23 protein-coding genes and 2 tRNA genes are annotated in these 22,164 nt (G+C 62.1%); 9 read left to right on the forward strand and 16 right to left on the reverse strand.

What is annotated here, in order from left to right; translation table 11 throughout:
- Positions 1-50: 50 nt before the first annotated feature.
- Together WBK23_RS09970 and WBK23_RS09975 are read right to left on the reverse strand one after the other, a co-directional pair.
- Positions 51-127: transfer RNA gene (locus tag WBK23_RS09970), tRNA-Asp, on the reverse strand.
- Positions 128-148: 21 nt separating this feature from the next.
- A tRNA-Val gene (locus WBK23_RS09975) sits at positions 149-224 on the reverse strand.
- A gap of 273 nt (positions 225-497) precedes the next feature.
- Between WBK23_RS09975 and rdgC the strand changes: the two genes are divergently transcribed.
- Both rdgC and sugE read left to right on the forward strand, forming a co-directional pair.
- Positions 498-1,418, forward strand: coding sequence for a recombination-associated protein RdgC (gene rdgC / locus WBK23_RS09980; RefSeq protein WP_424483822.1), 921 nt, complete (start codon positions 498-500; stop codon positions 1,416-1,418).
- 162 nt (positions 1,419-1,580) lie between these two features.
- Positions 1,581-1,895 carry a quaternary ammonium compound efflux SMR transporter SugE gene (sugE, locus tag WBK23_RS09985; protein WP_424483823.1) on the forward strand — a complete coding sequence of 105 codons (315 nt, stop codon included), beginning with the start codon at positions 1,581-1,583 and terminating at the stop codon, positions 1,893-1,895.
- A 57-nt stretch (positions 1,896-1,952) separates the two neighbouring features.
- Here the strand turns inward: sugE and WBK23_RS09990 are convergent, their stop codons facing one another.
- The 3 genes from WBK23_RS09990 to WBK23_RS10000 all read right to left on the reverse strand — a co-directional run bounded on the left by WBK23_RS09990 (position 1,953) and on the right by WBK23_RS10000 (position 5,011).
- Complete coding sequence (locus WBK23_RS09990) at positions 1,953-3,827, reverse strand: MFS transporter (RefSeq protein ID WP_424483824.1); 1,875 nt, start codon at positions 3,825-3,827, stop codon at positions 1,953-1,955.
- A gap of 141 nt (positions 3,828-3,968) precedes the next feature.
- Positions 3,969-4,298, reverse strand: coding sequence for an AzlD domain-containing protein (locus WBK23_RS09995; RefSeq protein WP_424483825.1), 330 nt, complete (start codon positions 4,296-4,298; stop codon positions 3,969-3,971).
- Positions 4,298-5,011, reverse strand: coding sequence for an AzlC family ABC transporter permease (locus tag WBK23_RS10000; protein ID WP_424483826.1), 714 nt, complete (start codon positions 5,009-5,011; stop codon positions 4,298-4,300). The genes WBK23_RS09995 and WBK23_RS10000 overlap by 1 nt, the downstream gene beginning before the upstream one ends.
- 147 nt (positions 5,012-5,158) lie before the next feature.
- On the opposite strand from WBK23_RS10000, the gene WBK23_RS10005 reads away from it, so the two are divergent.
- A complete protein-coding gene (locus WBK23_RS10005) occupies positions 5,159-6,415 on the forward strand; it encodes an MgtC/SapB family protein (protein WP_424483827.1) in 1,257 nt (418 codons plus the stop codon).
- On the opposite strand, the gene WBK23_RS10010 is transcribed toward WBK23_RS10005, so the two are convergent.
- Positions 6,401-7,228: a MerR family transcriptional regulator gene (locus WBK23_RS10010; RefSeq protein WP_424483828.1), complete on the reverse strand. Its 828-nt coding sequence runs from the start codon at positions 7,226-7,228 to the stop codon at positions 6,401-6,403. The genes WBK23_RS10005 and WBK23_RS10010 overlap by 15 nt on opposite strands.
- Before the next feature lie 270 nt (positions 7,229-7,498).
- Here WBK23_RS10010 and WBK23_RS10015 point away from each other — a divergent pair, with 270 nt between their 5' ends.
- Genes WBK23_RS10015 through WBK23_RS10025 form a run of 3 tightly spaced genes read left to right on the forward strand, consistent with a single transcriptional unit; the run spans position 7,499 to position 11,051 of the window.
- Positions 7,499-8,374, forward strand: coding sequence for a M24 family metallopeptidase (locus tag WBK23_RS10015; RefSeq protein WP_424483829.1), 876 nt, complete (start codon positions 7,499-7,501; stop codon positions 8,372-8,374).
- Positions 8,371-10,149 (forward strand): SDR family oxidoreductase, encoded by a 1,779-nt coding sequence (locus WBK23_RS10020; protein WP_424483830.1) that lies wholly within the window; start codon positions 8,371-8,373, stop codon positions 10,147-10,149. The genes WBK23_RS10015 and WBK23_RS10020 overlap by 4 nt, the downstream gene beginning before the upstream one ends.
- 14 nt (positions 10,150-10,163) lie before the next feature.
- Positions 10,164-11,051 carry a metal-dependent hydrolase gene (locus WBK23_RS10025; RefSeq protein WP_424483831.1) on the forward strand — a complete coding sequence of 296 codons (888 nt, stop codon included), beginning with the start codon at positions 10,164-10,166 and terminating at the stop codon, positions 11,049-11,051.
- A 7-nt stretch (positions 11,052-11,058) separates the two neighbouring features.
- Here WBK23_RS10025 and rmuC read toward each other — a convergent pair whose 3' ends face one another.
- From rmuC to oscA, 9 genes are all read right to left on the reverse strand, one after another.
- Entirely contained in the window at positions 11,059-12,414 is a 1,356-nt protein-coding gene (gene rmuC, locus WBK23_RS10030; protein ID WP_424483844.1) for a DNA recombination protein RmuC, read from the reverse strand.
- A 177-nt stretch (positions 12,415-12,591) separates the two neighbouring features.
- Entirely contained in the window at positions 12,592-12,999 is a 408-nt protein-coding gene (locus tag WBK23_RS10035; RefSeq protein ID WP_424483832.1) for a tetratricopeptide repeat protein, read from the reverse strand.
- A 378-nt stretch (positions 13,000-13,377) separates the two neighbouring features.
- Entirely contained in the window at positions 13,378-14,130 is a 753-nt protein-coding gene (locus WBK23_RS10040; protein WP_424483833.1) for an RES family NAD+ phosphorylase, read from the reverse strand.
- Between the two features lie 68 nt (positions 14,131-14,198).
- Complete coding sequence (locus WBK23_RS10045; RefSeq protein ID WP_424483834.1) at positions 14,199-14,567, reverse strand: antitoxin Xre/MbcA/ParS toxin-binding domain-containing protein; 369 nt, start codon at positions 14,565-14,567, stop codon at positions 14,199-14,201.
- A 118-nt stretch (positions 14,568-14,685) separates the two neighbouring features.
- The gene (locus WBK23_RS10050; RefSeq protein ID WP_424483835.1) at positions 14,686-15,675 is read right to left on the reverse strand and encodes a sulfate/molybdate ABC transporter ATP-binding protein; all 990 of its coding nucleotides are present in this window, start codon (positions 15,673-15,675) and stop codon (positions 14,686-14,688) included.
- 3 nt (positions 15,676-15,678) lie between these two features.
- Positions 15,679-16,551, reverse strand: coding sequence for a sulfate ABC transporter permease subunit CysW (gene cysW / locus WBK23_RS10055; RefSeq protein WP_424483836.1), 873 nt, complete (start codon positions 16,549-16,551; stop codon positions 15,679-15,681).
- Positions 16,539-17,372 carry a sulfate ABC transporter permease subunit CysT gene (cysT, locus tag WBK23_RS10060; protein WP_424483837.1) on the reverse strand — a complete coding sequence of 278 codons (834 nt, stop codon included), beginning with the start codon at positions 17,370-17,372 and terminating at the stop codon, positions 16,539-16,541. The genes cysW and cysT overlap by 13 nt, the downstream gene beginning before the upstream one ends.
- Positions 17,373-17,514: 142 nt before the next feature.
- Entirely contained in the window at positions 17,515-18,513 is a 999-nt protein-coding gene (locus WBK23_RS10065) for a sulfate ABC transporter substrate-binding protein (RefSeq protein WP_424483838.1), read from the reverse strand.
- A gap of 172 nt (positions 18,514-18,685) precedes the next feature.
- Positions 18,686-18,868 carry a sulfur starvation response protein OscA gene (gene oscA / locus WBK23_RS10070; protein WP_424483839.1) on the reverse strand — a complete coding sequence of 61 codons (183 nt, stop codon included), beginning with the start codon at positions 18,866-18,868 and terminating at the stop codon, positions 18,686-18,688.
- Between the two features lie 257 nt (positions 18,869-19,125).
- Between oscA and WBK23_RS10075 the strand changes: the two genes are divergently transcribed.
- Both WBK23_RS10075 and WBK23_RS10080 read left to right on the forward strand, forming a co-directional pair.
- Positions 19,126-19,707: an alpha/beta hydrolase gene (locus WBK23_RS10075; RefSeq protein WP_424483840.1), complete on the forward strand. Its 582-nt coding sequence runs from the start codon at positions 19,126-19,128 to the stop codon at positions 19,705-19,707.
- Positions 19,708-19,809: 102 nt separating this feature from the next.
- Positions 19,810-20,859, forward strand: coding sequence for a sigma 54-interacting transcriptional regulator (locus tag WBK23_RS10080; protein WP_424483841.1), 1,050 nt, complete (start codon positions 19,810-19,812; stop codon positions 20,857-20,859).
- A 65-nt stretch (positions 20,860-20,924) separates the two neighbouring features.
- On the opposite strand, the gene WBK23_RS10085 is transcribed toward WBK23_RS10080, so the two are convergent.
- The gene (locus tag WBK23_RS10085) at positions 20,925-21,164 is read right to left on the reverse strand and encodes a hypothetical protein (protein ID WP_424483842.1); all 240 of its coding nucleotides are present in this window, start codon (positions 21,162-21,164) and stop codon (positions 20,925-20,927) included.
- A 393-nt stretch (positions 21,165-21,557) separates the two neighbouring features.
- Here WBK23_RS10085 and WBK23_RS10090 point away from each other — a divergent pair.
- Positions 21,558-22,164: OprD family outer membrane porin (locus WBK23_RS10090; protein WP_424483843.1), on the forward strand; the 607-nt coding region annotated here is incomplete at its 3' end.

A 22,164-nucleotide genomic window follows, 5' to 3' on the forward strand; every position in this document is an offset into this window, starting at 1 on the left:
ATTGCGAAGTGGTGCGAGATGTCACAGAGGGGATGAAGCGAGGAGAAAAATGGCGCAGCGGACGGGACTCGAACCCGCGACCCCCGGCGTGACAGGCCGGTATTCTAACCGACTGAACTACCGCTGCGCGTAACTTCAAAAAGCGAGTTGGTGGGTGATGACGGGATCGAACCGCCGACCCTCTGCTTGTAAGGCAGATGCTCTCCCAGCTGAGCTAATCACCCTTCACTCTCGAAGTGGGGCGCATTCTAGACAGCGATTCGCACCTTGGCAAGTCCTGATTTAAATATTTTTTATCGGTACGCCAAAGGCTTAGCGCAGGGTTGGCCTCAGCCGCCAGGCAGAGAATAATGCGCACCTCGTATGAAACCTGAAAGCTGCGCAGCGGGTCTGACTGACCGCTGCCCCCTGGCCACCGCACCGGTACCAGGCGCTGACGGCTTACATGATGCTGCTTGCCACTGCCGGCAGGCCCGTTAATGGAGATTCACCCTCTTATGTGGTTTCGCAACCTGCTGGTTTACCGCCTCACCCAGAACATTCCGTTTGATGCCGAGGCTCTCGAAGCCGCATTGGCGGCCAAACTGGCGCGCTCGTGCACCAGCCAGGAACTCAGCACCTACGGCTTTATCGCGCCCTTCGGCAAAGGTGGCGATGCGCCGCTGGTGCACGTCAGCGGTGATTTCCTGCTGATCGCTGCGCGCAAGGAAGAACGTATCCTGCCGGGCAGCGTGGTGCGCGATGCGCTGAAGGACAAGGTTGACGAAATCGAAGCCGAACAGATGCGCAAGGTCTACAAGAAAGAGCGCGATCAGCTCAAAGACGAGATCGTGCAGACCTTCCTGCCGCGCGCCTTTATCCGCAAGTCCGCCACCTTCGCCGCCATCGCGCCGAAACAGGGTCTGATCCTGGTCGACTCGGCCAGCGCCAAGCGTGCCGAAGACCTGCTGTCGACCCTGCGTGAAGCCATTGGCTCGCTGCCGGTACGCCCGCTGACGGTGAAGATCGCGCCAAGCGCCACCCTCACCGACTGGGTCAAGGTGCAGCAGGCCGCGCCAGACTTCCATGTACTGGATGAGTGCGAACTGCGTGACACCCATGAAGATGGCGGCGTGGTGCGCTGCAAGCGTCAGGACCTGACCGGCGATGAAATCCAGCTGCACATGACCTCCGGCAAGCAGGTCACGCAACTGTCCCTGGCCTGGCAGGACAAGCTGTCCTTCGTGCTCGACGACAAACTGGTGGTCAAGCGTCTGCGCTTCGAAGACCTGTTGCAGGATCAAGCCGAACAGGACGGCGGCGATGACGCCCTCGGCCAGCAGGACGCCAGCTTCACCCTGATGATGCTAACCCTGGTCGACTTCCTCCCGGCGCTGTTCGAAGCCTTGGGCGGCGAAGAGATTCCGCAGGGCATCTGACCCCCGCCAGGCAACACAGCCGCAGTGGAATAGACCACTGATCCTCTGCGGCTTGCCTCAACGCGCCAGATGTGCAAAATACTGCACAGCGTGAGGACGACCTCACCACTCCATGAGTGACCACTTCGGGACGGCCCATCTGTATTGTTGATGGAGGTTTTTATGTCCTGGGTAATTCTGTTTTTCGCCGGCCTGTTCGAAGTCGGCTGGGCCATCGGCCTGAAATACACCGATGGTTTCACCCGCCCGCTGCCAACCCTGCTGACCGTTGCGGCGATGATCGTCAGCCTCGGCCTGCTCGGCCTGGCCATGAAGGAATTGCCTCTGGGCACTGCCTATGCAATCTGGACCGGGGTCGGCGCAGTCGGTACGGTGATCGCCGGCATCCTATTGTTTGGCGAATCCATGGCACTGATCCGCCTGGCCAGCGTGGCACTGATTATCTGCGGCCTGATCGGGCTAAAACTCAGCCACTAAGCCGCTTCAGCCACAAAAAAAGCCCGCCAATTAGGCGGGCTTTTTCATGCTGCACGTTTAACGCTGCTCACCACGTAATGCGACCACCTGAGCCTGCAGCAACTCGCACCTGACCGCCTCGGCCGCTACCGGCTCACCCGCCACCAGGGTGATGCGTGACCACAGCCGCTTGAACAAGCCCTTGTCCGGCGCACGGCTGAAGAAGCTGCCCCACAACCCCTGCAGCGCCATGGGAATCACCGGAACCGGGTTTTCCGCAACGATTCGCTCGACGCCATTCTTGAACTCATTCAGCTCGCCATCGGTGGTCAGTTTGCCCTCCGGGAAGATGCACACCACCTCACCGTTGCGCAGGTATTCGGCTATTTTCTTGAACGCCGCATCGTAGATCAGCAAGTCTTCGCTGCGCCCGGCAATCGGCACGGTGCCAGCGGTGCGGAAGATAAAGTTGAGCACCGGCAGGTTGTAGATCTTGTAGTACATGACAAAGCGCACCGGCCGGCGCACTGCGCCGCCGATCAGCAGGGCATCGACAAACGACACGTGATTGCACACCAGCACCGCCGCGCCCTCGTCCGGAATCGCCTCCAGCCCCTTGTGCTCAACCCGATACATCGAGTGGCTGAGCAGCCAGATCATAAAGCGCATGCTGAATTCGGGGACAATCTTGAAGATGTAGCTGTTGACCGCGATGTTCATCAGAGAAATGGTCAGGAACAGCTGCGGAATCGACAGCTCTGCGATGCTGAGAAACAGGATCGAGACAATCGCCGAGATCACCATAAACAGCGCATTGAGGATGTTGTTGGCCGCGATCACCCGCGCCCGTTCATGTTCCACCGTGCGCGACTGGATCAGCGCATACAACGGCACGATATAGAAGCCGCCGAACAGGCCGATACCGAGGATCGAGCCGAGAATCCACCAGGCCTGGGCAAAGCTCAGCACCGCCAGCCAATCATGCGCTTCTGCCCCCTCAGGGAAGCCACCGGAAAACCACCAGAGCAGGATGCCGAACAGGGTCAGACCGATCGAGCCGAACGGCACCAGACCGATTTCCACCTTGTGCCCGCTCATGCGCTCGCAGAGCATCGAGCCCAGTGCGATACCGACCGAGAACACCGTGAGAATCAGGGTGACCACGCTTTCATCGCCGTATAGCCACTCTTTGGCGTAGGCCGGTATCTGCGTCAGGTACACCGCGCCGAGAAACCAGAACCAGGAGTTACCGACCATTGAGCGCGACACGGCCGGGCGCTGACCCAGACCAAGCTTCATGGTCGCCCAGGACTGGCGCAGGATGTTCCAGTCTAGTTTGAGCTGCGGCATGGCCGCCGAGGCAGCAGGAATACTGCGGCTGGCCAGGTAGCCGAGTATCGCCACCAGCACCACAGCCACCGCAACGATATGCGCATAAGCACTGCTGGCCATGATCACCCCGGCACCAATAGTGCCCGCGAGAATGGCCAGGAAGGTACCCATCTCCACCAGGGCGTTGCCGCCCACCAGCTCCTGTTCCTCAAGGTGCTGCGGCAAAATCGAATACTTCACCGGGCCAAACAGCGCCGACTGGGTGCCCATGGCAAACAGCACCCCAAGCATCAGCGGCAGGTTGCCCAGCACCACACCAACTGCCCCCAAGAGCATGATGATGATTTCGGCGAACTTGATCTTGCGGATCAGCGAATCCTTGGCGAACTTCTCGCCAAACTGCCCACCGAGGGCCGAGAACAGGAAGAACGGCAGGATAAACAGCAAGGCGCAGAGATTAACCAACAGGTCCTTGTCAGCGCTGGAGCTGATCTTGAACAGGATGGCGAGAATCAGTGACTGCTTGAAAATGTTGTCGTTGAAGGCACCCAGCAATTGGGTCAGGAAAAACGGCAGGAAGCGCTTCTTGCCAAGCAACGCGAATTGGGAGTGCTGGGTCATCGTCCATGTACCTGTATGGGCCAAACGGGTCGTTCAGCATTTGACTGCAAGAGCCCCGGACAAAGCCACAGCCAAGCAGGCTTTTTGCTGCATTTTCTACAAATGCAGGCGGCAAATAACCCGCGCTGGCTAGCTGGCCTCTTAGAGCGGCAACTGCCCCAACAACCCGCGCAGCACAAAGAACACCAGTAGGCCGCCACCGATGGTGGCCAGCAGATGCCGGGTCAGCGCGGCGATGGCAATAGTCGCCAGGCCTGCCAGTAGATAGGCATTGCCCAGATTGAAGGCCCAGTGCTGGCCATCAGGCAGCAACATGCCAGGCACCACGATGGCCGTCAGCACCGCAGTCGGCACGTAATGCAGGCCCTGACGCACCAGTGGCGGGAAGCGCAGATCGGGAAAGGCAAACAGGCTGTAGCGAATCGCAAAGGTGATCAGCGCCATGCCGAGAATCAGCAGCCAGATATCCATCACGCGCCCTCCCCAATAGTCACCGGCGTTATGCGTCGCTCCAGCAGCACACCAACGGCAATCCCGCTTAACGCCGCCGCCATCAACCCCAGTTTGTACGGCCAGGCATGGCACAGCAGCGCCACCGCGCCCGCCACCAGGGCGGCGGCAATCTGCGGCTGGTTGCGCAGCGCCGGCACCACGATGCCGATAAAGGTCGCCAGCATGGCGAAGTCCAGCCCCCAGCCCGCCAGGTTCGGCACGCTCTGGCCAAACAACGCGCCCACCAGCGAGCTCGACACCCAGGACAGGTACAACGCCAACGCCACCCCGGCGTGGTACCACTGGCCGTGCTCGGTCATGCCGCGCGCCAGATAGCGCCGCTGCACCACGGCGAAGGTTTCATCAGTCAGGCCGAACGCCAGCGGCACCCGCCAGCGCTGCCCCAGGGTACCGACATAAGGCTGCAACGCCGCGCTGTAGAGCACATGGCGCAGGTTGACGACAAAAGTGGTGAGCAGAATCACCAGCGCCCCACTGCCCAGACTCAGCAGGCTGATGGCAATAAATTGCGCCGAGCCGGCGTACACCAGCAGCGACATACCCAGCGCCTGCCACAGGCTAAGCCCGGCCAGGCTGGCCAACGCGCCATAGATCAGACCAAACGGCAGAATCCCGACGATCATCGGAATGCTGTCGCGACACCCATAGAGAAACTGCTGTAAACGGCTCATGCGCCCTCCTTTGCTGCACAGCCTGGCGCATCCTGGCGGCGTCGTCTTGAACAATCTTGCGCATTGATCCAGCGCCAGAATGACTTGCCGCAATACGGTCGGATGCTCACTGACTAAACTGCCCGCATTCGCCCCCAGGATCTACCCATGCCGGAAGCCCTCGACACCCTGCTGAATTTCGCCAGCGCCCTGGCTGCCGGCCTGCTGATTGGTGTCGAACGCGGCTGGCAAGGGCGCAATTCCGAGGACAAGCAACTGGTCGCGGGGATTCGCACCTTCGCCCTGAGCAGCCTGCTCGGGGCCTTTGCCATGCGGCTGGGCGAGCACTTCGGCGTAGTGACCTGGGCGGTGATCTTCAGCGGCTTTGCCCTGCTGGTGACGGCCTCCTACCTTGGCGAGTTGCAACGCCAGGGGGATATGGGCCTGACCAGCGAAGTGGCGCTGCTGATCACCTTTCTCCTCGGCAGCCTGGCCATGGCCGGTTACGCCGGCCTGGCCGCCGCCGGCGCAGTGGCGGTGGCGCTGCTGCTGAGCCTCAAGCAATCCCTGCACACGGCCCTGCAACAACTCAGCGAGGCGGAGTTGTCCGGCGCACTGAAGCTGCTGTTTATTTCCCTGGTGCTGCTGCCGGCACTGCCCAATCAGGGCTATGGCCCCTGGCAGGCACTCAACCCCTATGCCATCTGGTGGATGGTGGTGCTGATTGCCAGCATCGGCTTCGCTGCCTATGTGGCGATTCGCCTGGTGGGCATGCGTCACGGCCTGTTGATCACCGCGCTGCTCGGCGGCGTGGTCTCCTCCACCGCCATGACCCTGACCCTGGCGCGCCTGGCTCAGGGGCGCAATCTGCAAGCAATCCTCGCCTGCGGCCTGCTCGCCACCTCGGCGCTGATGTTTCCGCGCGTGCTGCTGGAGGTCGGCCTGATCAACCCCAGCCTGCTGTCACAGCTGGCATGGCCGCTAGGCACCGCCACCCTGTTGTATGCCGGCGGCGCACTGCTGTACTTCCGCCGCGCGGGCACAGAGAGTGACGAACAGGCTGAACCGCCGCTGAAAAACCCCTTCGAGCTGGGCCCGGCGCTACGTTTTGCCGCGTTGTTGGCGCTGATTCTGCTGCTGGTCGAAGGCGCGCAGCATAAGCTCGGTGATGGCGGCGTCTACCTGGTGGCGCTGCTCTCGGGATTGGCCGATGTGGACGCCATCACCCTGTCGCTGGCACGCAGTGCACAGGGCGGATTGCATGCCCAGGTCGCGGTACAGGGGATCTTCCTCGCGGTGTTGAGCAACAGCCTGGTCAAAGGCTTCCTGCTCGCCCTGATCGGCGGCCGCAAACTGGCGCTGATGACCCTGCCGGTAATGGCGGCCGGCCTGCTGGCCGGCGCGACGGTATTACTGCTGCGGTGAATCGGCGCTGTGCAGAAAGCCTTCCAGCAGCTTGTGTACCCGCTCGCTCAGCTCACGGTTGGCCGCTTCCGGCAGGCCACGGGCCAGTTCGGCCACCACCACCTGCTCAACCAATGGGCGCAGCTGCAGCAGCTGGGCGCTGAGGCGCTCGAGATCCTCGGCATGCGGTAGCTCGCGTTGCAGCAATGGATTGACCAGCTGCTTGGCGATCATCTGCACGATGCCGGCCGAGACCTGCCGCACATGGCCGCGAATCGCCGCCAGTTCGTCCAGCAGCGCCGGCAGGGGAATCCCGGCGCGGTACAACTCGACACCGGCGGCAAACAGCTTGGGGCTGGGTACGCGCAGGTGATCGCCAGCAAACTCCAGCAAACCCAGGGCCTGGGCGCGCTCGATCACCTCATCATCGAGTTTGTCGCCAAACAGCGCCTGCAATTCGACGAACTCCAGGCGCGTCGCCTGCTCCGGCTGATCAGGCCCCTGGATGGCCTGTTCCAGGCCCAGCACATGGGCCAGATCGCGGCCCTGTGCCCAGGCTTCGAACAGCTCGCGGATGCTGGCGATGCTGTAGCCACGCTCCAGCAGCTGGCCGATCAGCTGCAACCGCGCCAGGTGCTCGCCACTGTAGATACCCAACCGCCCGCGCCGCTCGGGCGGCGGCAGCAGGCCTTGATCCTGATAGGCGCGCACATTGCGCACGGTGGTCTGCGCCGCCTGGGCCAGTTCATCGACCCGGTATTCGGTGGCCACGGCACTCACCACCGGGGCCGCGGCACCGAGTAAACGCTGAAGAAAAGCAGAGGCTGTATTCATGGCGGCGATCATAGCTCTGGGCTGACAGCGACAACAACCGCCCGCGCCACGCCCCAACCAAGGGCTGGACTTGGCCATACGCCGCGCCCCCGCATCCTTGTGAAACAGCCTGTAAGCCACGTCATGTAAGGCCTGGACAGGCAACGGTAACAGCGTAACAGCGCAGTCGATTGCTGCCCGCGATGGCTATGCAGGCGTGCCCGGGCACACAACAATGACCGTGACATCAAACAATGTAACAGTCAGCCGTGACAGCTTGGAGAAGCCTCGATGCCTGCCAGCCCCGCCTCACTCAGTGCGCACGACCTCGAACAATTTCGCAGCATCCAGCGCCTGGCCTACCAGTGCGCACAAACCATTGCCGGCGAACTCAAGCCTGGCATCAGCGAGAAGCAGACTGCCGCGCTGATGAAAACCTGGCTGCAGGATCACGGTGTGCAGGACTGGTTTCATCAGCCTTTCGCCTGGTTCGGCCCGCGCACCGCGTTCAAGGGCTTCGACGGCCTGCGCCACCTGGGTGGCTTCAACCTGGCGTTCTACCCGGGCAAGACCGTATTGGAAGAAGGCATGCCCTATATCCTCGACTGCGCGCCGACCCTGGGGGCCTACACCGCGGATATCGGCTACAGCGGCGCACTGGGCGAGAACCTGCTGGTCGAGCGCCTGCTCGATGACCTGATGGCGCACCGCGAGCTGATCGTCGCGCAGGTCAAACAACGCCGCCCGCTGGCCGAAGTCAGCCAGGCGGTGGATCGCCTGTGCGCCGTCCAGGGCACCCTGCCGCGGCACAAGGCCTATCCCTTCGAGGTACTGGCACACCGAGTGGAGAAACTCGGCGAGCGCAACAGCAGCCTGTCGATTGCCCGCTTCGGCCTGCGCAATATCTACACCCTGACCCGCAATGCCCTGCTCACCGGCCGCCGCGAAGGCTGGTCGCCACTGTGGTCGAGCAACAGCCGCTCCGACCATGCGCCCACACCGGGTCTCTGGGCAGTGGAGCCGCACCTGGGCTGGCGTGGCGTGGGGGCCAAGTTCGAGGAGCTGCTGGTGGTCACCGAGGATGACGCCTACTGGCTCGACGACGACCTGCCGCATGTGCGTCGCTGGCAGCAACGTATGCACAACGCGCAGCAGGTGGCCGCATGAACGCACCAGCACGCGTGACCGAACCAACCCCAAGCGCTCAACAACTGCGGGTGCAGGGCGATGGCGTGGAACTGGCAGTGTATCGCTGGGGTACCAGCAGCGGGCCGACCCTGCTGCTGGTGCACGGCTACCCGGACAACCATGAAATCTGGCTGCCACTGGTGCGTGAATTGGCCGGCGAGTTTCAAATCATCGCCTATGACGTGCGCGGCTTCGGTGCCTCGGAAATTCCGCGCAAGCGCCTGGATTACCACCTGGAAAAACTCGCCAATGACCTGGAGGCGGTGATCAAGGCAGTCAGTCCCGAGCAGCCGGTGCACCTGGTGGCCCATGACTGGGGCTCGATCCAGGCCTGGGAAGCGGTGACCGAGCCGCGCATCCAGCCGCTGCTGGCGTCCTACACCAGCATCTCCGGGCCCTGCCTGGACCATGTAGGCCACTGGATGCGCGACAAGCTCAAGCAGAAAAGCCCGCGCGCCTGGAGCCAGGTCGCCGGGCAGCTGCTGAGCTCCTGGTATATCGGCCTGTTCCATACCCCGCTGCTCCCCGAGCTGACCTGGCGGCTGGGCCTGGACCGCGCCTGGCCGCAGCTGCTGCGCAAGGTCGAAGGGCTGCGCAACGTGCCCGTCAGCAGCAGCCAGCGCGCCGATGGCGTACACGGGGTCAAGCTGTACCGAGCCAACTTTATCCGCAGCCTGTTCCAGCCACGCCAGCGCCACACCCAAGTGCCGGTGCAACTGATAGTGCCAACCCGCGACCGCTTCGTGCGTCCGCAACTGTTCGAGCAACTGGCACTGTGGGCCCCCAAGCTGTGGCGGCGCGAAGTCAATGCCGGGCATTGGCAACTGCTGGCCGAGCCGCAGCAGCTGGCCATCTGGCTGCGCGAGTTTACTCAGCACCTAGCGGGTGCCGAGGCCAGCCGTGCCCTGCAGCAGGCCCAGGTCAAGGCCGCTGCCCGCGCCTACAGCGGCAAGCTGGTGATCGTCACCGGTGCTGGCTCCGGCATTGGTCGCGCCACCCTGCTGGAGTTCGCCGAACGCGGGGCCACGGTGCTGGCCGCCGATATCAACCTGGCCGCCGCCGAACGCAGCGCCGAACTGGCCCGGGCGCTGGGCAGCCAAGCCTTCAGCTATCAGCTGGATGTCGGCGACAGCAGCGCCATGGCCGCCTTTGCCGACTGGGTAGAGGGCGAATTCGGCAGCCCAGACATAGTGGTCAACAACGCCGGTATCGGCATGGCCGGCAGCATGCTCGACACCACCAACGCCGACTGGGAACGCCTGCTGCGCATCAACCTGTGGAGCGTGATCGACGGCAGCCGCCTGTTTGCCCAGCAGATGATCAAGGCCGGCAAGCGCGGACATATCGTCAACACCGCCTCGGCGGCGGCCTTCGTGCCGTCGCGCAATTACCCGGCCTATGCCACCAGCAAGGCGGCGGTGCTGATGCTCAGCGAATGCCTGCGCGCGGAAATGGCCAGCCACGGCATCGGTGTCACCGCCGTCTGCCCGGGCCTGGTCAACACCGCCATCATCCAGGCCACACGCTTTAACGGCCTTACCGCCGAAGCCGAGGCCAAGCAACAGGCCAAGACCCAGCGCCTGTACAGCCGGCGCAACCTCAGCGCCGAAACCGTGGCGAAAAAGCTTGTGCGCGGCGTGCAACGCAACCAAGCCGTAGTCGCCGTGGGTGCCGAGGCGCACCTGAGCATCGCCCAATGGCGCTTCGCCCCCTGGCTGTCCAGGTTGTTGGCGCGCCTGAACCTGGCTGGTTGATAAGGAGAATCGAGATGACCGCACAGCATCGCCTGGAGCAACGCAAAGTACGCTTCGACTTTGAAGGCACCCCGCTGCACTGGGTGCCGAACGAGCCGGAAGCCTCGCACATCATGAATACCCTGCACCTGATCCTGCCGGCCGGCGAGTTCTGGTTCTGCCGGGTCTACAACAAGGCCCTGCCGTTGGTCAGCGACCCGCAGTTGCGCGAGGACGTGCAAGGCTTCGTCAAGCAGGAGGCGCAACACGCCCGCGCCCACGACAGCGCGCTGACGCCCTACCTGGCGCGTCACGGCATCGACCCCACGCCCTTTACCCAGCCCATCCACTGGTTGTTCGACAAGGTGCTGTGCGACTACCCGCTGGGCGAAAACGCCATCAGCCGCTGGCTGCAACCCTGGTGGCTGCGCCAACGGGTCGGTCTGATCGCGGCGGTGGAGCATTTCACCTGCGTACTGGGCGACTGGATCATCACCACCCGCAGCCTCGATCACGCCGACCCGGTGATGCTCGACCTGTTGCGCTGGCACGGTGCCGAGGAAGTCGAGCACCGCAGCGTGGCCCACGACCTGCACGTACATATCGGCGGCAACCTGCTGATGCGCTGGGTATTTATGCTGATTGCCACACCAGCGCTGATCTTCCTGTTCAGCGCGGCGATGAAAACCATGATGCGCCAGGACCCAGTCACCCGTTACCGGCCGGGCTTTCTGCGCCTGTGGTACCACCTGGGCAACCGTGGTCTGTTGCCGCGTATGGGCAGCATCGGCCGTTCGGTGTTGCGTTATTTCAACCCCAGCTATCACCCACGCACCGAAGGCGATATCCGCGTGGCGCTGGACTACCTGGCCCACTCGCCGGCGGCGCAGCGCGCCGCTCAGGAGAAAGCGGCGACGGCCTAAGCAGCCGTCATAGCTCGTCCAGCAACTCCACCCCGGCCGCCCGTTCGAGCAACTCGGCGGGCAGGCTCTTGCTGGCGCGGGCACCGAGCAGCTTGAGGTTCTCCACCCGACTGATGATATTGCCGCGGCCGTCGCAGAGCTTGTTGCGCGCCCCGGCATAGGCCTTGTCCAACTGCTGCAAGCGCGCGCCGACCTCATCCAGGTCCTGGATAAAGGCGACGAACTTGTCATACAGCGCCCCGGCGCGCTCGGCGATCTCGCGGGCGTTCTGGCTCTGCCGCTCCTGCCGCCACAGGCTGTCGATGACCCGCAGGGTGGCGAGCAAGGTGGTCGGGCTGACGATAACTATGTGCTGCTCGTAGGCCTCCTGAAACAAACCCGGATCGGCCTGCAGCGCCGCAGCGAAAGCCGCTTCGATCGGCACGAAGAGCAGGACAAAATCCAGGCTGTGCAGGCCTTCCAGGCGCTGGTAATCCTTCAGCGACAAGCCTTTCAAATGGCTGCGCAGCGACAGCACATGCTGCTTCAGCGCCAGCTGGCGGCTCGCCTCGTCCTCGGCGGCAATAAATTGCTGGTAAGCGGTGAGGCTGACCTTGGCATCCACCACCACCTGCTTGTCGCCCGGCAGCTGGATCAGCACATCCGGCTGGAAACGCTCGCCGTCGGCGCTCTTCAGGCTGACCTGGGTCTGGTATTCACGACCCTTCTCCAGGCCGGCGTGCTCCAGCACCCGCTCCAGCACCAGCTCACCCCAGTTGCCCTGGGTTTTCTGGCCCTTGAGCGCGCGGGTCAGGTTGGTCGCCTCATCACCCAGGCGCTGATTGAGTTGCTGCAAGCGTTCCAGTTCCTTGCCCAGGGAAAAGCGCTCGCGGGCCTCCTGCTGATAGCTTTCCTCGACGCGCTTCTCGAAGGACTGGATGCGCTCCTTGAGCGGATCCAGTAGCTGGCCGAGCTGCTGCTGGCTGGTCTCGGCGAAGCGCTGCTCGCGCTCATCGAAGATCTTGCCGGCCAGCTCGGCAAACTGCGCGCGCAGTTCATCGCGCGAGCCTTGCAGGTCATTCAGGCGCTGCTGATGGCTGTCCTGTTGTTCCTTGAGTTCGGCGCTGAGGGCGGCACGCTGAGCATCCAGGCGGCGGATCTCGCCTTCCTGTTGTTCACGTTGACTGGCCCAGGCCTGGGCGGCTTCGCGAGCGATCTGCCGCTCCTGCTGCAACAACTCGGTTTCGCGGCGCAGCGCAGCCAGCTCGGCCTGCTGATCGGCCTTGATCTCGCCGATGTCGGCGAGTTCTGCGCGGCAATCATCCAGCTGCGCTGCGAGGCCGGCCTGGGCCAGCTGTGCGTTATTCAGGCGCTCTTGTAGCAGGCTGAATTCCAGTTGCTGACTAGCCAGGCGGCGTTGCAGCGACCAGGCCATATATAGAAGAGGAAGTGCTGCGACGGCGAAACCGAGCAGCGCAGGTGCCAACGCGGTGAACAGATCGATGGGCATAAGCGGCTCCGCAGAAAAGTACTGGCAGTATAACCAGTACTCCAGGCTGCGTCAGAGCTGTTTAAGCAGTTGCTGCGCTTCCAGCGAGCCCTGCCCCGCGGCCAGTTCCAGCCAGTGCCGGGCCTGCTGCGGTTCGCAGGTACGCGGCTGGCTATAGAGTTGGCCCAACTCCAACTGCGCATTCATATCGCCGGCACGTGCGGCCTGGCGAAGCAGTTCAAAACCCATGCGCCGATCACGTGGGTTACCACAATCGCGGCAAAGCATTTGTCCCAGTCGACTCTGCGCCTGCACCACACCCTGCAAGGCAGGCTGCTTAAGCAAACGACCAGCAAAGCGTTTGACGCTGGCGGCGTGGCCGAGACGGGGACTGTCCAGCAGCCAGAGCGCGACACGCGTCGGCAAGCCGGTAACAGACGTGGAATGTTCTACGGGTATACGAACAATTGCGCGAGGCATAAGAAGCAGCGGTGGCCGGGGAGGCGCGCACTCTACTCCTTTTTTCACCGAGGTAAAGCCCCGCAAAAAGCCCCAAGCCGCGAGCTAGAGCAAGCGCTCGGGTTAATCCACAGAAGCTGTGGATAACTTCGTGGATAACATGGGAGCAAGCGTCCTGACAGCCTGTGGCGTGGGGCTTGCGCTCAAACTGGCGGTTTTTTCACCAACGTAAAAAAATCATATTTTTCATTGACTTATAAAATCGATACGAAGAATCAAGGGTTTACGTCAAGCACTGGATCTTGCTTGACAGCGCGCCTCGCAATTGTGCACAAGTCTTCGCGCCCAGCCTCGCCCACGCCCTTTTTCAGGGCAAAAAACCTGCCAGCTGTGGCGGACCTAGGCGGGCCGGGGCAGCCGCTCATCCAGCAGATAATCCTGCACGCGAAACACCCTCGGCGTATCCGGCACCTGGGCGCTTTTGAAGGCCACATACTCGGCCGTGGTTTCGCATAACCAACTGAGCAGATTGCGCGGACGCTTCTCCGCCAAGGCCTCGGGTACGAACAACGCGACGTTGTTGCCGCCCAGCGGACAGCGTGCCGAACGGTACTCGAACGCCTCCACCCCGGCTCCGCGCATGGCCACGCCCAACGCCTGGGTGTCCTGGTAGGCACTGGCATGGCACAGCTGCGCTTGAAAGCTGGCGAAAGGTGCGCGCTGCAACTGGATGCCGCGCTCAACCTGATAGCGCGCCTCGAAGGTGCAGTGCTCGGAAAGGATGCGCCCGCTGGGCGGCGGGCTGGCCATGCCGTCCCAGAGCAGAAAGCGGTAATAGGCGGCTTCGGCCATCGCGGTCTCGATACGCAGGGCACCGTAGAACAGGCTTGGCTCATGCACCGAGCCAAAGCGTGAACCCCAGCGCAGCGGCGGGTAACGAAAAGGGGTTTTCAGCAGGTAATGCAGCGGTTCGGCGTTGTGCGGCAAGGGCGGCTTGCTGGTTTCCAGCAGCTCCTCCAGCAGCGCCTGCTCGGCCAGGGTGTCGACCAGTTGCAAGGTGGCGACCTGGGCCTGGCTTTCCACCAGACGCACCAGACGCCCACGCAACGGCTTGATCTGCGCAGGGCCTTGGCAGTGTTGCCAGATATCCATGGTGGCGTTGTCCTTAACTTTTCTTATTGTTGGGCACTGTGCAGATGAAGCTGGCTGCTACTGGCGGCTTAACCCTTGCCACGAATCGCGTCGAGATACTCCACCACTCGCACCAGCCCTTGCACCTGCATCATCAGCGGCAGCGGCGTGGCGTCTAGGTGACGGTTTTCGGTGCGCAGAAAGTGCTGCATATCCTGCAGATTGCCGCCGAACAGGGCAAACAGCGAACGGTACACGCGGATCAGCAGCAGGCCCAGTTCACCGGTCTTGCTGTGCACCCGCAAACCGCCCTCGGCCCAGCGCGAAATCGCCGTGCGATGCACGCCGATGATGTCGGCCAACTCCTGCTGGGTCAGCCCCAGCTGTTCGCGGGTATTGAGCAGCGCCTTGGCCAACACCGTATCGGCGTCGGCAATCGGTCGAATCAGTGCGCTCATCATCGCCTCCAGTGTCTGTTTGCATCAAAAATATCACTTAATGATGCAAATACACAGCGCATTCTGGCAATCATCACACCCGCCCTTGACACTGCCAGAGGCCAAACCGCAGGCGCGGCTACACCCGGCTTAGCGGCTGACCGGCCTTGGGTTTGAAGTACAGGGTTGCGCCCCGCGCCAGATTGGCCAGGCTGGCGTGATCCTTGGCCACTTCGGCTTCGATCGGCTCTGCCTGGCCTGCGACCTTGAGGGTCACCCGAGTGATCGCGCCGAGCGGGCGGATATCGCGTACTTCGCCGGCCTGGTGGCCTGCCTCGGCCTGGCGCGAGAGGTGAATCTCGTGCGGACGGAACAGCACATGGGTGTCGTTGCCGACGTACAGGCGGTTGGCATCGCCGAGGAAGTGATAAACGAAATCGCTGGCTGGCTGCTCGTACACCTCGCCCGGCGAGCCGATCTGCTCGATCACGCCCTTGTTCATCACCACGATGCGATCCGCCACTTCCATGGCCTCTTCCTGATCGTGGGTCACGAATACCGAGGTCAGGTGCACCTCCTCATGCAGGCGTGCCAGCCAGCGGCGCAGTTCTTTACGCACCTTGGCATCCAGCGCACCGAAGGGTTCGTCGAGCAGCAGCACCTTCGGCTCCACCGCCAGGGCGCGAGCCAGGGCGATGCGTTGCCGCTGGCCGCCGGAAAGCTGTTCCGGGTAGCGATCCGCCAGCCAGTCGAGCTGTACCAGATCGAGCAGGTCATGCACCTTCTTCTTGATCACGTTCTCGTTCGGCCGCTCGCCCTTGGGCTTCATGCGCAGGCCGAAGGCGACGTTGTCGAACACCGTCATATGGCGAAACAGCGCGTAATGCTGAAACACGAAGCCGACGTTGCGGTCGCGCACATCATGGCGTGACACGTCTTCGCCATGGAACTGGATGCTGCCGCTGTCCGGGGTTTCCAGACCGGCGATGATGCGCAGCAAGGTGGTCTTGCCGCAGCCGGACGGACCGAGCAAGGCCACCAGCTCACCGCTCTGGATATTCAGGTTGATGTCGTTCAGCGCCTTGAACGCATTGAAGTTCTTGCTGACGCTGCTGATCTCGATACTCATGACTTATTCCTCGCCCGCACTGGCTTTCAGGCGGTTGATCCGTGATTCGCTCCACTGCTTGAGCAGCAGGATAAACAGCGCCAGTAACAGCAGCAGACTGGCGACGCTGAAAGCGGCGACGTGGTTGTACTCGTTGTAGAGAATCTCGACGTGCAGCGGCAGGGTGTTGGTGTAACCACGGATATGCCCGGACACCACCGACACCGCGCCGAACTCGCCCATGGCCCGTGCAGTACAGAGCACCACGCCGTAGATCAGGCCCCATTTGATGTTCGGCAGGGTCACGTGCCAGAACATCTGCCAGCCATTGGCACCGAGCAGTCGCGCGGCCTCCTCTTCCTGAGTGCCCTGCTCCTGCATCAGCGGGATCAGTTCGCGGGCGACAAAGGGCACGGTGACAAACACCGTGGCCAACACGATGCCCGGCAAGGCAAAGATGATCTGGATATCGCGGTCCTGCAGCCACTCGCCGAAGAAGCCCTGCGCGCCGAACAGCAGCACATAGACCAGGCCGGCGATTACCGGAGAAACCGAGAACGGCAGGTCGATCAGGGTGACCAGAATGCTCTTGCCGCGGAACTCGTATTTGCTCACGCACCAGGCCGCCGCCACGCCAAATACCAGGTTGAGCGGCACGGAAATGCCCACGGCGAGCAGCGTGAGTTTCAGTGCGGAGAGCGCATCGGCCTCGAAGATCGCACCAAAGAAGGTGCCGAAGCCGTGCTTCAGCGCCTCACTCAGCACCACCAGCAAGGGCAGCAGGAGAAACAGCACAAACACCAGCCAGGCGCTGCCGATCAGCAGACGGCGACCCAGCACGTTACCGCGCCGGGCGGCGTTGACAGCGGCTGAAGCGGTCAGGGTTACAGAAGACATGATGACCTCCTCAGGATTTGCCGCTGCAGCAGATTGATCAGCAGCAGCAGAATGAAAGACACCACCAGCATCAGTACGCCAATCGCGGTGGCACCGGTGTAGTCGTACTGGTCGAGCTTGACCATGATCAGCAGCGGCAGGATCTCGGTCTTCATCGGCATATTGCCGGCGATAAAAATCACCGAACCGTACTCACCGACGCCGCGCGCGAAGGCCAGCGAGAAGCCGGTCAGCCAAGCTGGCAGCAACGCTGGCAGCAGCACATGACGAAACACCTGCAGTGGTTTGGCACCGAGGCAGGCGGCCGCTTCTTCGACCTCGCGGGGGATATCAGCCAGCACCGGCTGAATAGTGCGCACCACGAACGGCAAGGTGACGAAGGTCAGCGCCAGGGTGATACCGAGAGGTGTGTAGGCGATCTTGAAACCCAGGTCGGTGGCGAACTGGCCGACCAGCCCGCTGGGGGCATACAAGGCGGTCAGGGCAATCCCGGCAACGGCGGTGGGCAGGGCGAATGGCAGGTCGATCATCGCTTCGATGACCTTGCGTCCCGGGAAGGTGTAGCGCACCAGGGCCCAGGCCAGCAATGTGCCGATAATGCCGTTGATGATCGCGGCGGCGAAGGCGGTGGCAAAGCTCAGCTTGAGCGCAGCCAGTACCCGCGGCGCGGAAATGATGGCCCAGAACTCACTCCAGGTGAGCTGAGCGGCGTGGACAAACATGGCACCCAGAGGAATCAGCACCAACAGACTGAGATACACCAGGGTGTAGCCCAGCGTCAGCCCGAAGCCGGGTATGACGGGGGAAGTACAACGAGACATTGTCTGTCCTTGGCTGGTTATGCAATGAAGTAATGACGCGGTGAGAGTCCGTAGGATGGGTCGAGCGCAGCGATACCCATGCTGCACGGCGATGGGTATCAGCACTGCGTGCTTCAACCCATCCTACGTTCGCTCTTCGAGCTCACTGCGCCTGATAGATCTGGTCGAAAACCCCGCCATCATTGAAAAACTTCGGCTGCGCGGTTTTCCAACCGTTGAAGTCCTTGTCGATGGTCACCAGCTTGAGGTCGGGGAACTGCTTGGCGAACTCGGCAGCTACAGCCTGGTTGCGTGGGCGGTAGAAATTCTTCGCGGCAATGCGCTGGCCTTCATCGCTGTACAGGTAGTTGAGGTAGGCCTCAGCCACTTTACGGGTGCCCTTCTTCTCGACGTTCTTGTCGACGACGGCCACCGGCGGCTCGGCAAGGATCGACAGCGACGGCGCGACGATTTCGAAGTTGCTACCGCCCTCTTCCTTCAATGCCAGGAAGGCTTCGTTTTCCCAGGCCAGCAGCACGTCGCCGATGTTGTTGTTGACGAAGGTGATGGTCGAACCACGTGCACCGGTGTCCAGTACCGGGACGTTCTTGTAGAGCTTCTCGACAAACTCCTGAGCCTTGGCTTCGCTGCCGTATTTCTGCTTGGCGAAAGCCCAGGCCGCGAGGAAGTTCCAACGTGCGCCGCCGGAGGTTTTCGGGTTCGGGGTGATCACTTCCACGCCCGGCTTGACCAGGTCGTCCCAATCCTTGATGCCTTCAGGGTTGCCCTTGCGCACCAGGAACACGATGGTCGAGGTGTACGGGGTGCTGGACTGCGGCAGGCGACTCTGCCAATCGGCTGGGATCAGCTTGCCGAGCTTGTTCAGCTCGTCGATATCACCGGCCAGGGCCAGGGTCACCACGTCGGCACGCAGGCCGTCGATCACGGCACGGGCCTGTTTGCCCGAACCACCATGGGATTGCTGAATTGTGATGGCTTCATTGCCCTGGGCTTGCCAGTGCTTGTTGAACGCGCTGTTGAATTCACTGTACAGCTCACGGGTCGGGTCGTAGGACACGTTGAGCAGGGTTTCGGCGGCGGCTACTGGGCCGGCAATCAATGTGCTGGCAAGGGCAGCGAGGGCAAAACGGCGAATGGACATGGTGCAGCTCCTACTGGGACAAATACAGGATTGGCGTTCAATGGGTCGACTGCTCTCGCAACCTGCCGTGGTTAGGCGGCGCGGTGCGCATGGGCTCGACTCTTTTCATTGCACGCCCTCCGGTGGTCCGGTCGGGCTTTGTTGTGGGTGGGCTATCTGTTTACGGGTGGCTTTAGCTGCTCTTGTTGCTCTGAGCCTGCGGGCGAAATTTTTCCTTGCGTTCGATCTGTACAACTTGGCCGTTGTGCACGGTGATTTCCACCGAGCCGAATTTCAGGCCATTCAGCGCAGCCTGGATCTCGCGCAGGGTGCTGGCACCGTCCTGGCCTTCAAGGTTATGCAGGCTTGCGGTCATGGTAGTGCTCCTTGAGATAGCCCCATAAACGGCGGAATTGGCCGCAATCAGTGGGTGTGGAGCGGATAGTAGAGAGTCGCTAATATTCTTAAAAATATTATTTAAGAACATTTATATATCTTTATTGCATATAAAAATCATGGCCTTCTCGCGTAGAAAAATGCGATTTAAGGCATAAGCAAATAAATTCTTATTCTTTTTGATATTAGAAAGCCCTACCTACACTGCAGCCATTCACATCTGCAGGAGGGCGCACGATGCGCAACCAAACTATCCGCTACCTGATAGTGCCTGGCTGGCAAGGATCAGCCGATGATCACTGGCAGAGCCATTGGCAGCACAGCCTGCCGAACAGCGCTCGGGTCGAGCAGGCCGACTGGCTAGCGCCGCAGCGCGAGGATTGGGTGGCCGAACTGCAGCGCAGCATCGCCGGCGATCCGCGCCCGACCATTCTTATTGCCCACAGCCTGGGTTGCATCACCGTGGCGCATTGGGCGGCCCAGGCCCCGGTCGAACTGCTGCGCCGTGTACGCGCCGCGCTGCTGGTTGCCCCGGCCGATGTCGAGCGGGCGAACTGCCCCGCTGCCCTGCAGAACTTCGCGCCGATCCCGCAGCAGCCATTGCCCTTCCCCAGCCAACTGGTTGGCTCGGATAACGACTCCGCCGCCAGCGCGGCACGCGCCATCGAACTGGCCCGCGACTGGGGCAGCGACGCGGCCATTCTCAGCGGTGCCGGGCATATCAATGTGAAGTCTGGGCACCAGCGCTGGGAGCAAGGCTTCGCCTACCTCTATCGCCTGCAGAACCGTATCGAACAATCCGCCCGCCGCAGCGCCTGACGCCCCCACCGCCGCTTGCACCCGCGCATCCGCCGCGCGCGGCATTGCTTTCACCCTCCAACCTGCGCAGCCCGCTTGGCGAACTGCGCTGGAGAATCTGTTATGAGCAAGAACAACCTGAGGGGTCAGCCGCTGCTGACCTTCCCCGATGCAGAAAAAAATGATCGGGAATCATTCTTAACGTCGCGCAGCGACGGCCCGCAGGGGGGCCGCCATGGATGGCAGGCCCTAAAAAATCCGCTGAGCATCCGCGCCAAGGCGTTGGTGTTTATCGACCCGCGCTCCCGGCAGTTGCGCGACCAGGTCGAGCACCTTGCGCCGCAACCCTTACCGTTACTGATAGAGGGCGAAACCGGTACCGGTAAGGAACTGCTGGCCCGGCATATCCACCGCGCCAGCGAGCGCCCCGGTCTGTTCGTGGCACTGAGCTGCAGCGGCCTGAGCAGCCAGCATGCTCAGGCGGAACTGTTCGGCTATGCCGCCGGTGCTTATCAAAGTTCGGCCAGCAGCCGGGCTGGCTGGTTCGGCTCAGCCAACCACGGCACCCTGTACCTAGATGAGATTGGTGACCTGCCCTTGCCCTTGCAAGGCGAGTTGCTCAGCGCCCTGGAAACCGGCGAAGCGCTGCGCGTAGGTGCCAGCCACCCCAGCCCCGCCGATGTGCGCCTGCTGGCAGCCACCAGCATCGATCTGGCGCAGGCAGTGACCGCCGGCAAATTCAATGAACGGCTGTACGGCTACCTGAGCGATGGCCGCCTCACTCTGCCGCCCTTGCGTGAGCGTATCGGCGACATCCTGCCGTTGGCTGAGTATTTCCTCGGCATCTATGCCCAGCGCCTGAACCTACCGTTGCCGATCATCAGCGAGGCCGCGCAGCAACGCCTGGAATCGCACAACTGGCCCGGCAACACCCGCGAGCTGGAGAACGTCATCCACTTCGCCTTGCTGGTCAGCAGCGGCGCAGAAATTCTCAGCCAGCACCTCAACCTTGCCGCTAACGCCACGCCACTGAACGCAATCCAGAGCGCCCTCGAACAACTGCTGAGCGAAGCCGAGCCAGAACAGCTGCTGCGCCTGCAACCCTTGCTGCAATGCAGTAGCGAGCGTTTAGCTGGGCTGCTCAAGCGTCAACAGCCCCTCGCCACCCCCTAATAAAAGAAGGGTGAGCGCCCTGCCTGAACGCTCACCCCCAAAACTGGGCATGCAACCGCATGCCATCAATGCTTGGCCGTATCAGCCATACAGCGAGGGCGTGGCGCCTTGCCGTTGAGTAGCCAGTGGCCAAGATCACGCACCTTGTAATCGAGCGGGTTCAGCAAGCCGTTGTCACGCAGCAGCTGACGTTCGACCTGGGCGTTGCCACCTTGACGGCGACGTGGCACGGCAGTGGCCGCCAGATTGCGGGCCAGGCTCTGCGTCAGTAGAAGCCGACGGTTGAATACAATGCGTTGCGACATGGCGGGCCTCGACAATGGCGTGCAGGCCCGTTATGCAGGCCGGAACAGAGGAAACTTCAGGGTTGAACTGGAAGTCCGGTGATCCGGTAGAGACAAGCTAGTTGATCTAAAAAAGACGAAGCCAATAATTTTTAGGAATTAGCTTATGGGTTTCGTGAGACAGCCTCTCTTATTCTTTTTAGTTACTAGAAAGTAAAAATAAATTCTTTTTAGGGATTACAAATAATCCCTACAGTGCGCCCAAGCCGACAGCGGACCACCGCATCGGGCCCATGAAACATCAAAGGGGCTCCTTGCTATTTCGCTGAGACAGGTGCAACGCACACCGTCCGCTCGAGCCCCTTCTGCAGTGCCAAACACCTTCCGCACAGACCTGCATTTGGAGCATCGAGCATGAACAAGTCCACACTGGCCCTGGCCGTTACCCTTGCCGCCCTCGCCAACCAGGCCACGGCCGCCGGTTTTATCGAAGACAGCAAGGCCACCCTGAACCTGCGCAATTTCTACTTCAACGCCGATAACCGCGAGAGCCAGGACCAGCTGGGCAACGCCGCCTACAACGGCCAGGCCAAAGAATGGGGTCAGGGCTTCCAGCTCAACTTCATCTCCGGTTACACCCAGGGCACGGTCGGTTTCGGCGTGGACGCCATCGGCCTGCTCGGGCTGAAACTCGACGCAGGCGGCCGCGCTGGCAAGGCCGGTATCGACCGCACCCCCGGTGCCCTGTTCCCGCTGGACAACGATGGCACGGCCGTCGACAACTACGGCAAGGCCGGCGTCACCGGCAAGGTGCGCGTCTCCAAGACCGAAGCGCGCCTTGGCACTCTGCAACCCAAGCTACCGGTGATCACCTTCAACGACGGCCGCCTGCTGCCGCAAACCTTCGAAGGCGCGCAGATCACCTCCGCCGAGATCGACAACCTGCTCCTCACCGCCGGCCAGCTGGACAGCACCAAGACCCGCAGTTCCACCGACGACATCGACCTGCGCATCGGCGGCG

It is taken from the genome of Pseudomonas sp., assembly GCF_049653025.1.
Lineage (GTDB): Bacteria > Pseudomonadota > Gammaproteobacteria > Pseudomonadales > Pseudomonadaceae > Aquipseudomonas.

What these genes read in the sequence shown, in the direction of transcription:
- WBK23_RS10035 (WP_424483832.1), bottom strand. Translation starts at nt 12,999, where the DNA reads ATGCCTCGCGCAATTGTTCGTATACCCGTAGAACATTCCACGTCTGTT.
- cysT (WP_424483837.1), bottom strand. Translation starts at nt 17,372, where the DNA reads ATGTCTCGTTGTACTTCCCCCGTCATACCCGGCTTCGGGCTGACGCTG.
- WBK23_RS10000 (WP_424483826.1), bottom strand. Translation starts at nt 5,011, where the DNA reads ATGAGCCGTTTACAGCAGTTTCTCTATGGGTGTCGCGACAGCATTCCG.
- WBK23_RS09990 (WP_424483824.1), bottom strand. Translation starts at nt 3,827, where the DNA reads ATGACCCAGCACTCCCAATTCGCGTTGCTTGGCAAGAAGCGCTTCCTG.
- WBK23_RS10040 (WP_424483833.1), bottom strand. Translation starts at nt 14,130, where the DNA reads ATGGATATCTGGCAACACTGCCAAGGCCCTGCGCAGATCAAGCCGTTG.
- WBK23_RS09995 (WP_424483825.1), bottom strand. Translation starts at nt 4,298, where the DNA reads ATGGATATCTGGCTGCTGATTCTCGGCATGGCGCTGATCACCTTTGCG.
- rdgC (WP_424483822.1), top strand. Translation starts at nt 498, where the DNA reads ATGTGGTTTCGCAACCTGCTGGTTTACCGCCTCACCCAGAACATTCCG.
- WBK23_RS10010 (WP_424483828.1), bottom strand. Translation starts at nt 7,228, where the DNA reads ATGAATACAGCCTCTGCTTTTCTTCAGCGTTTACTCGGTGCCGCGGCC.
- WBK23_RS10025 (WP_424483831.1), top strand. Translation starts at nt 10,164, where the DNA reads ATGACCGCACAGCATCGCCTGGAGCAACGCAAAGTACGCTTCGACTTT.
- WBK23_RS10005 (WP_424483827.1), top strand. Translation starts at nt 5,159, where the DNA reads ATGCCGGAAGCCCTCGACACCCTGCTGAATTTCGCCAGCGCCCTGGCT.
- sugE (WP_424483823.1), top strand. Translation starts at nt 1,581, where the DNA reads ATGTCCTGGGTAATTCTGTTTTTCGCCGGCCTGTTCGAAGTCGGCTGG.
- WBK23_RS10085 (WP_424483842.1), bottom strand. Translation starts at nt 21,164, where the DNA reads ATGTCGCAACGCATTGTATTCAACCGTCGGCTTCTACTGACGCAGAGC.
- WBK23_RS10080 (WP_424483841.1), top strand. Translation starts at nt 19,810, where the DNA reads ATGAGCAAGAACAACCTGAGGGGTCAGCCGCTGCTGACCTTCCCCGAT.
- WBK23_RS10065 (WP_424483838.1), bottom strand. Translation starts at nt 18,513, where the DNA reads ATGTCCATTCGCCGTTTTGCCCTCGCTGCCCTTGCCAGCACATTGATT.
- cysW (WP_424483836.1), bottom strand. Translation starts at nt 16,551, where the DNA reads ATGTCTTCTGTAACCCTGACCGCTTCAGCCGCTGTCAACGCCGCCCGG.
- WBK23_RS10075 (WP_424483840.1), top strand. Translation starts at nt 19,126, where the DNA reads ATGCGCAACCAAACTATCCGCTACCTGATAGTGCCTGGCTGGCAAGGA.
- WBK23_RS10020 (WP_424483830.1), top strand. Translation starts at nt 8,371, where the DNA reads ATGAACGCACCAGCACGCGTGACCGAACCAACCCCAAGCGCTCAACAA.
- WBK23_RS10050 (WP_424483835.1), bottom strand. Translation starts at nt 15,675, where the DNA reads ATGAGTATCGAGATCAGCAGCGTCAGCAAGAACTTCAATGCGTTCAAG.
- WBK23_RS10015 (WP_424483829.1), top strand. Translation starts at nt 7,499, where the DNA reads ATGCCTGCCAGCCCCGCCTCACTCAGTGCGCACGACCTCGAACAATTT.
- WBK23_RS10045 (WP_424483834.1), bottom strand. Translation starts at nt 14,567, where the DNA reads ATGAGCGCACTGATTCGACCGATTGCCGACGCCGATACGGTGTTGGCC.
- oscA (WP_424483839.1), bottom strand. Translation starts at nt 18,868, where the DNA reads ATGACCGCAAGCCTGCATAACCTTGAAGGCCAGGACGGTGCCAGCACC.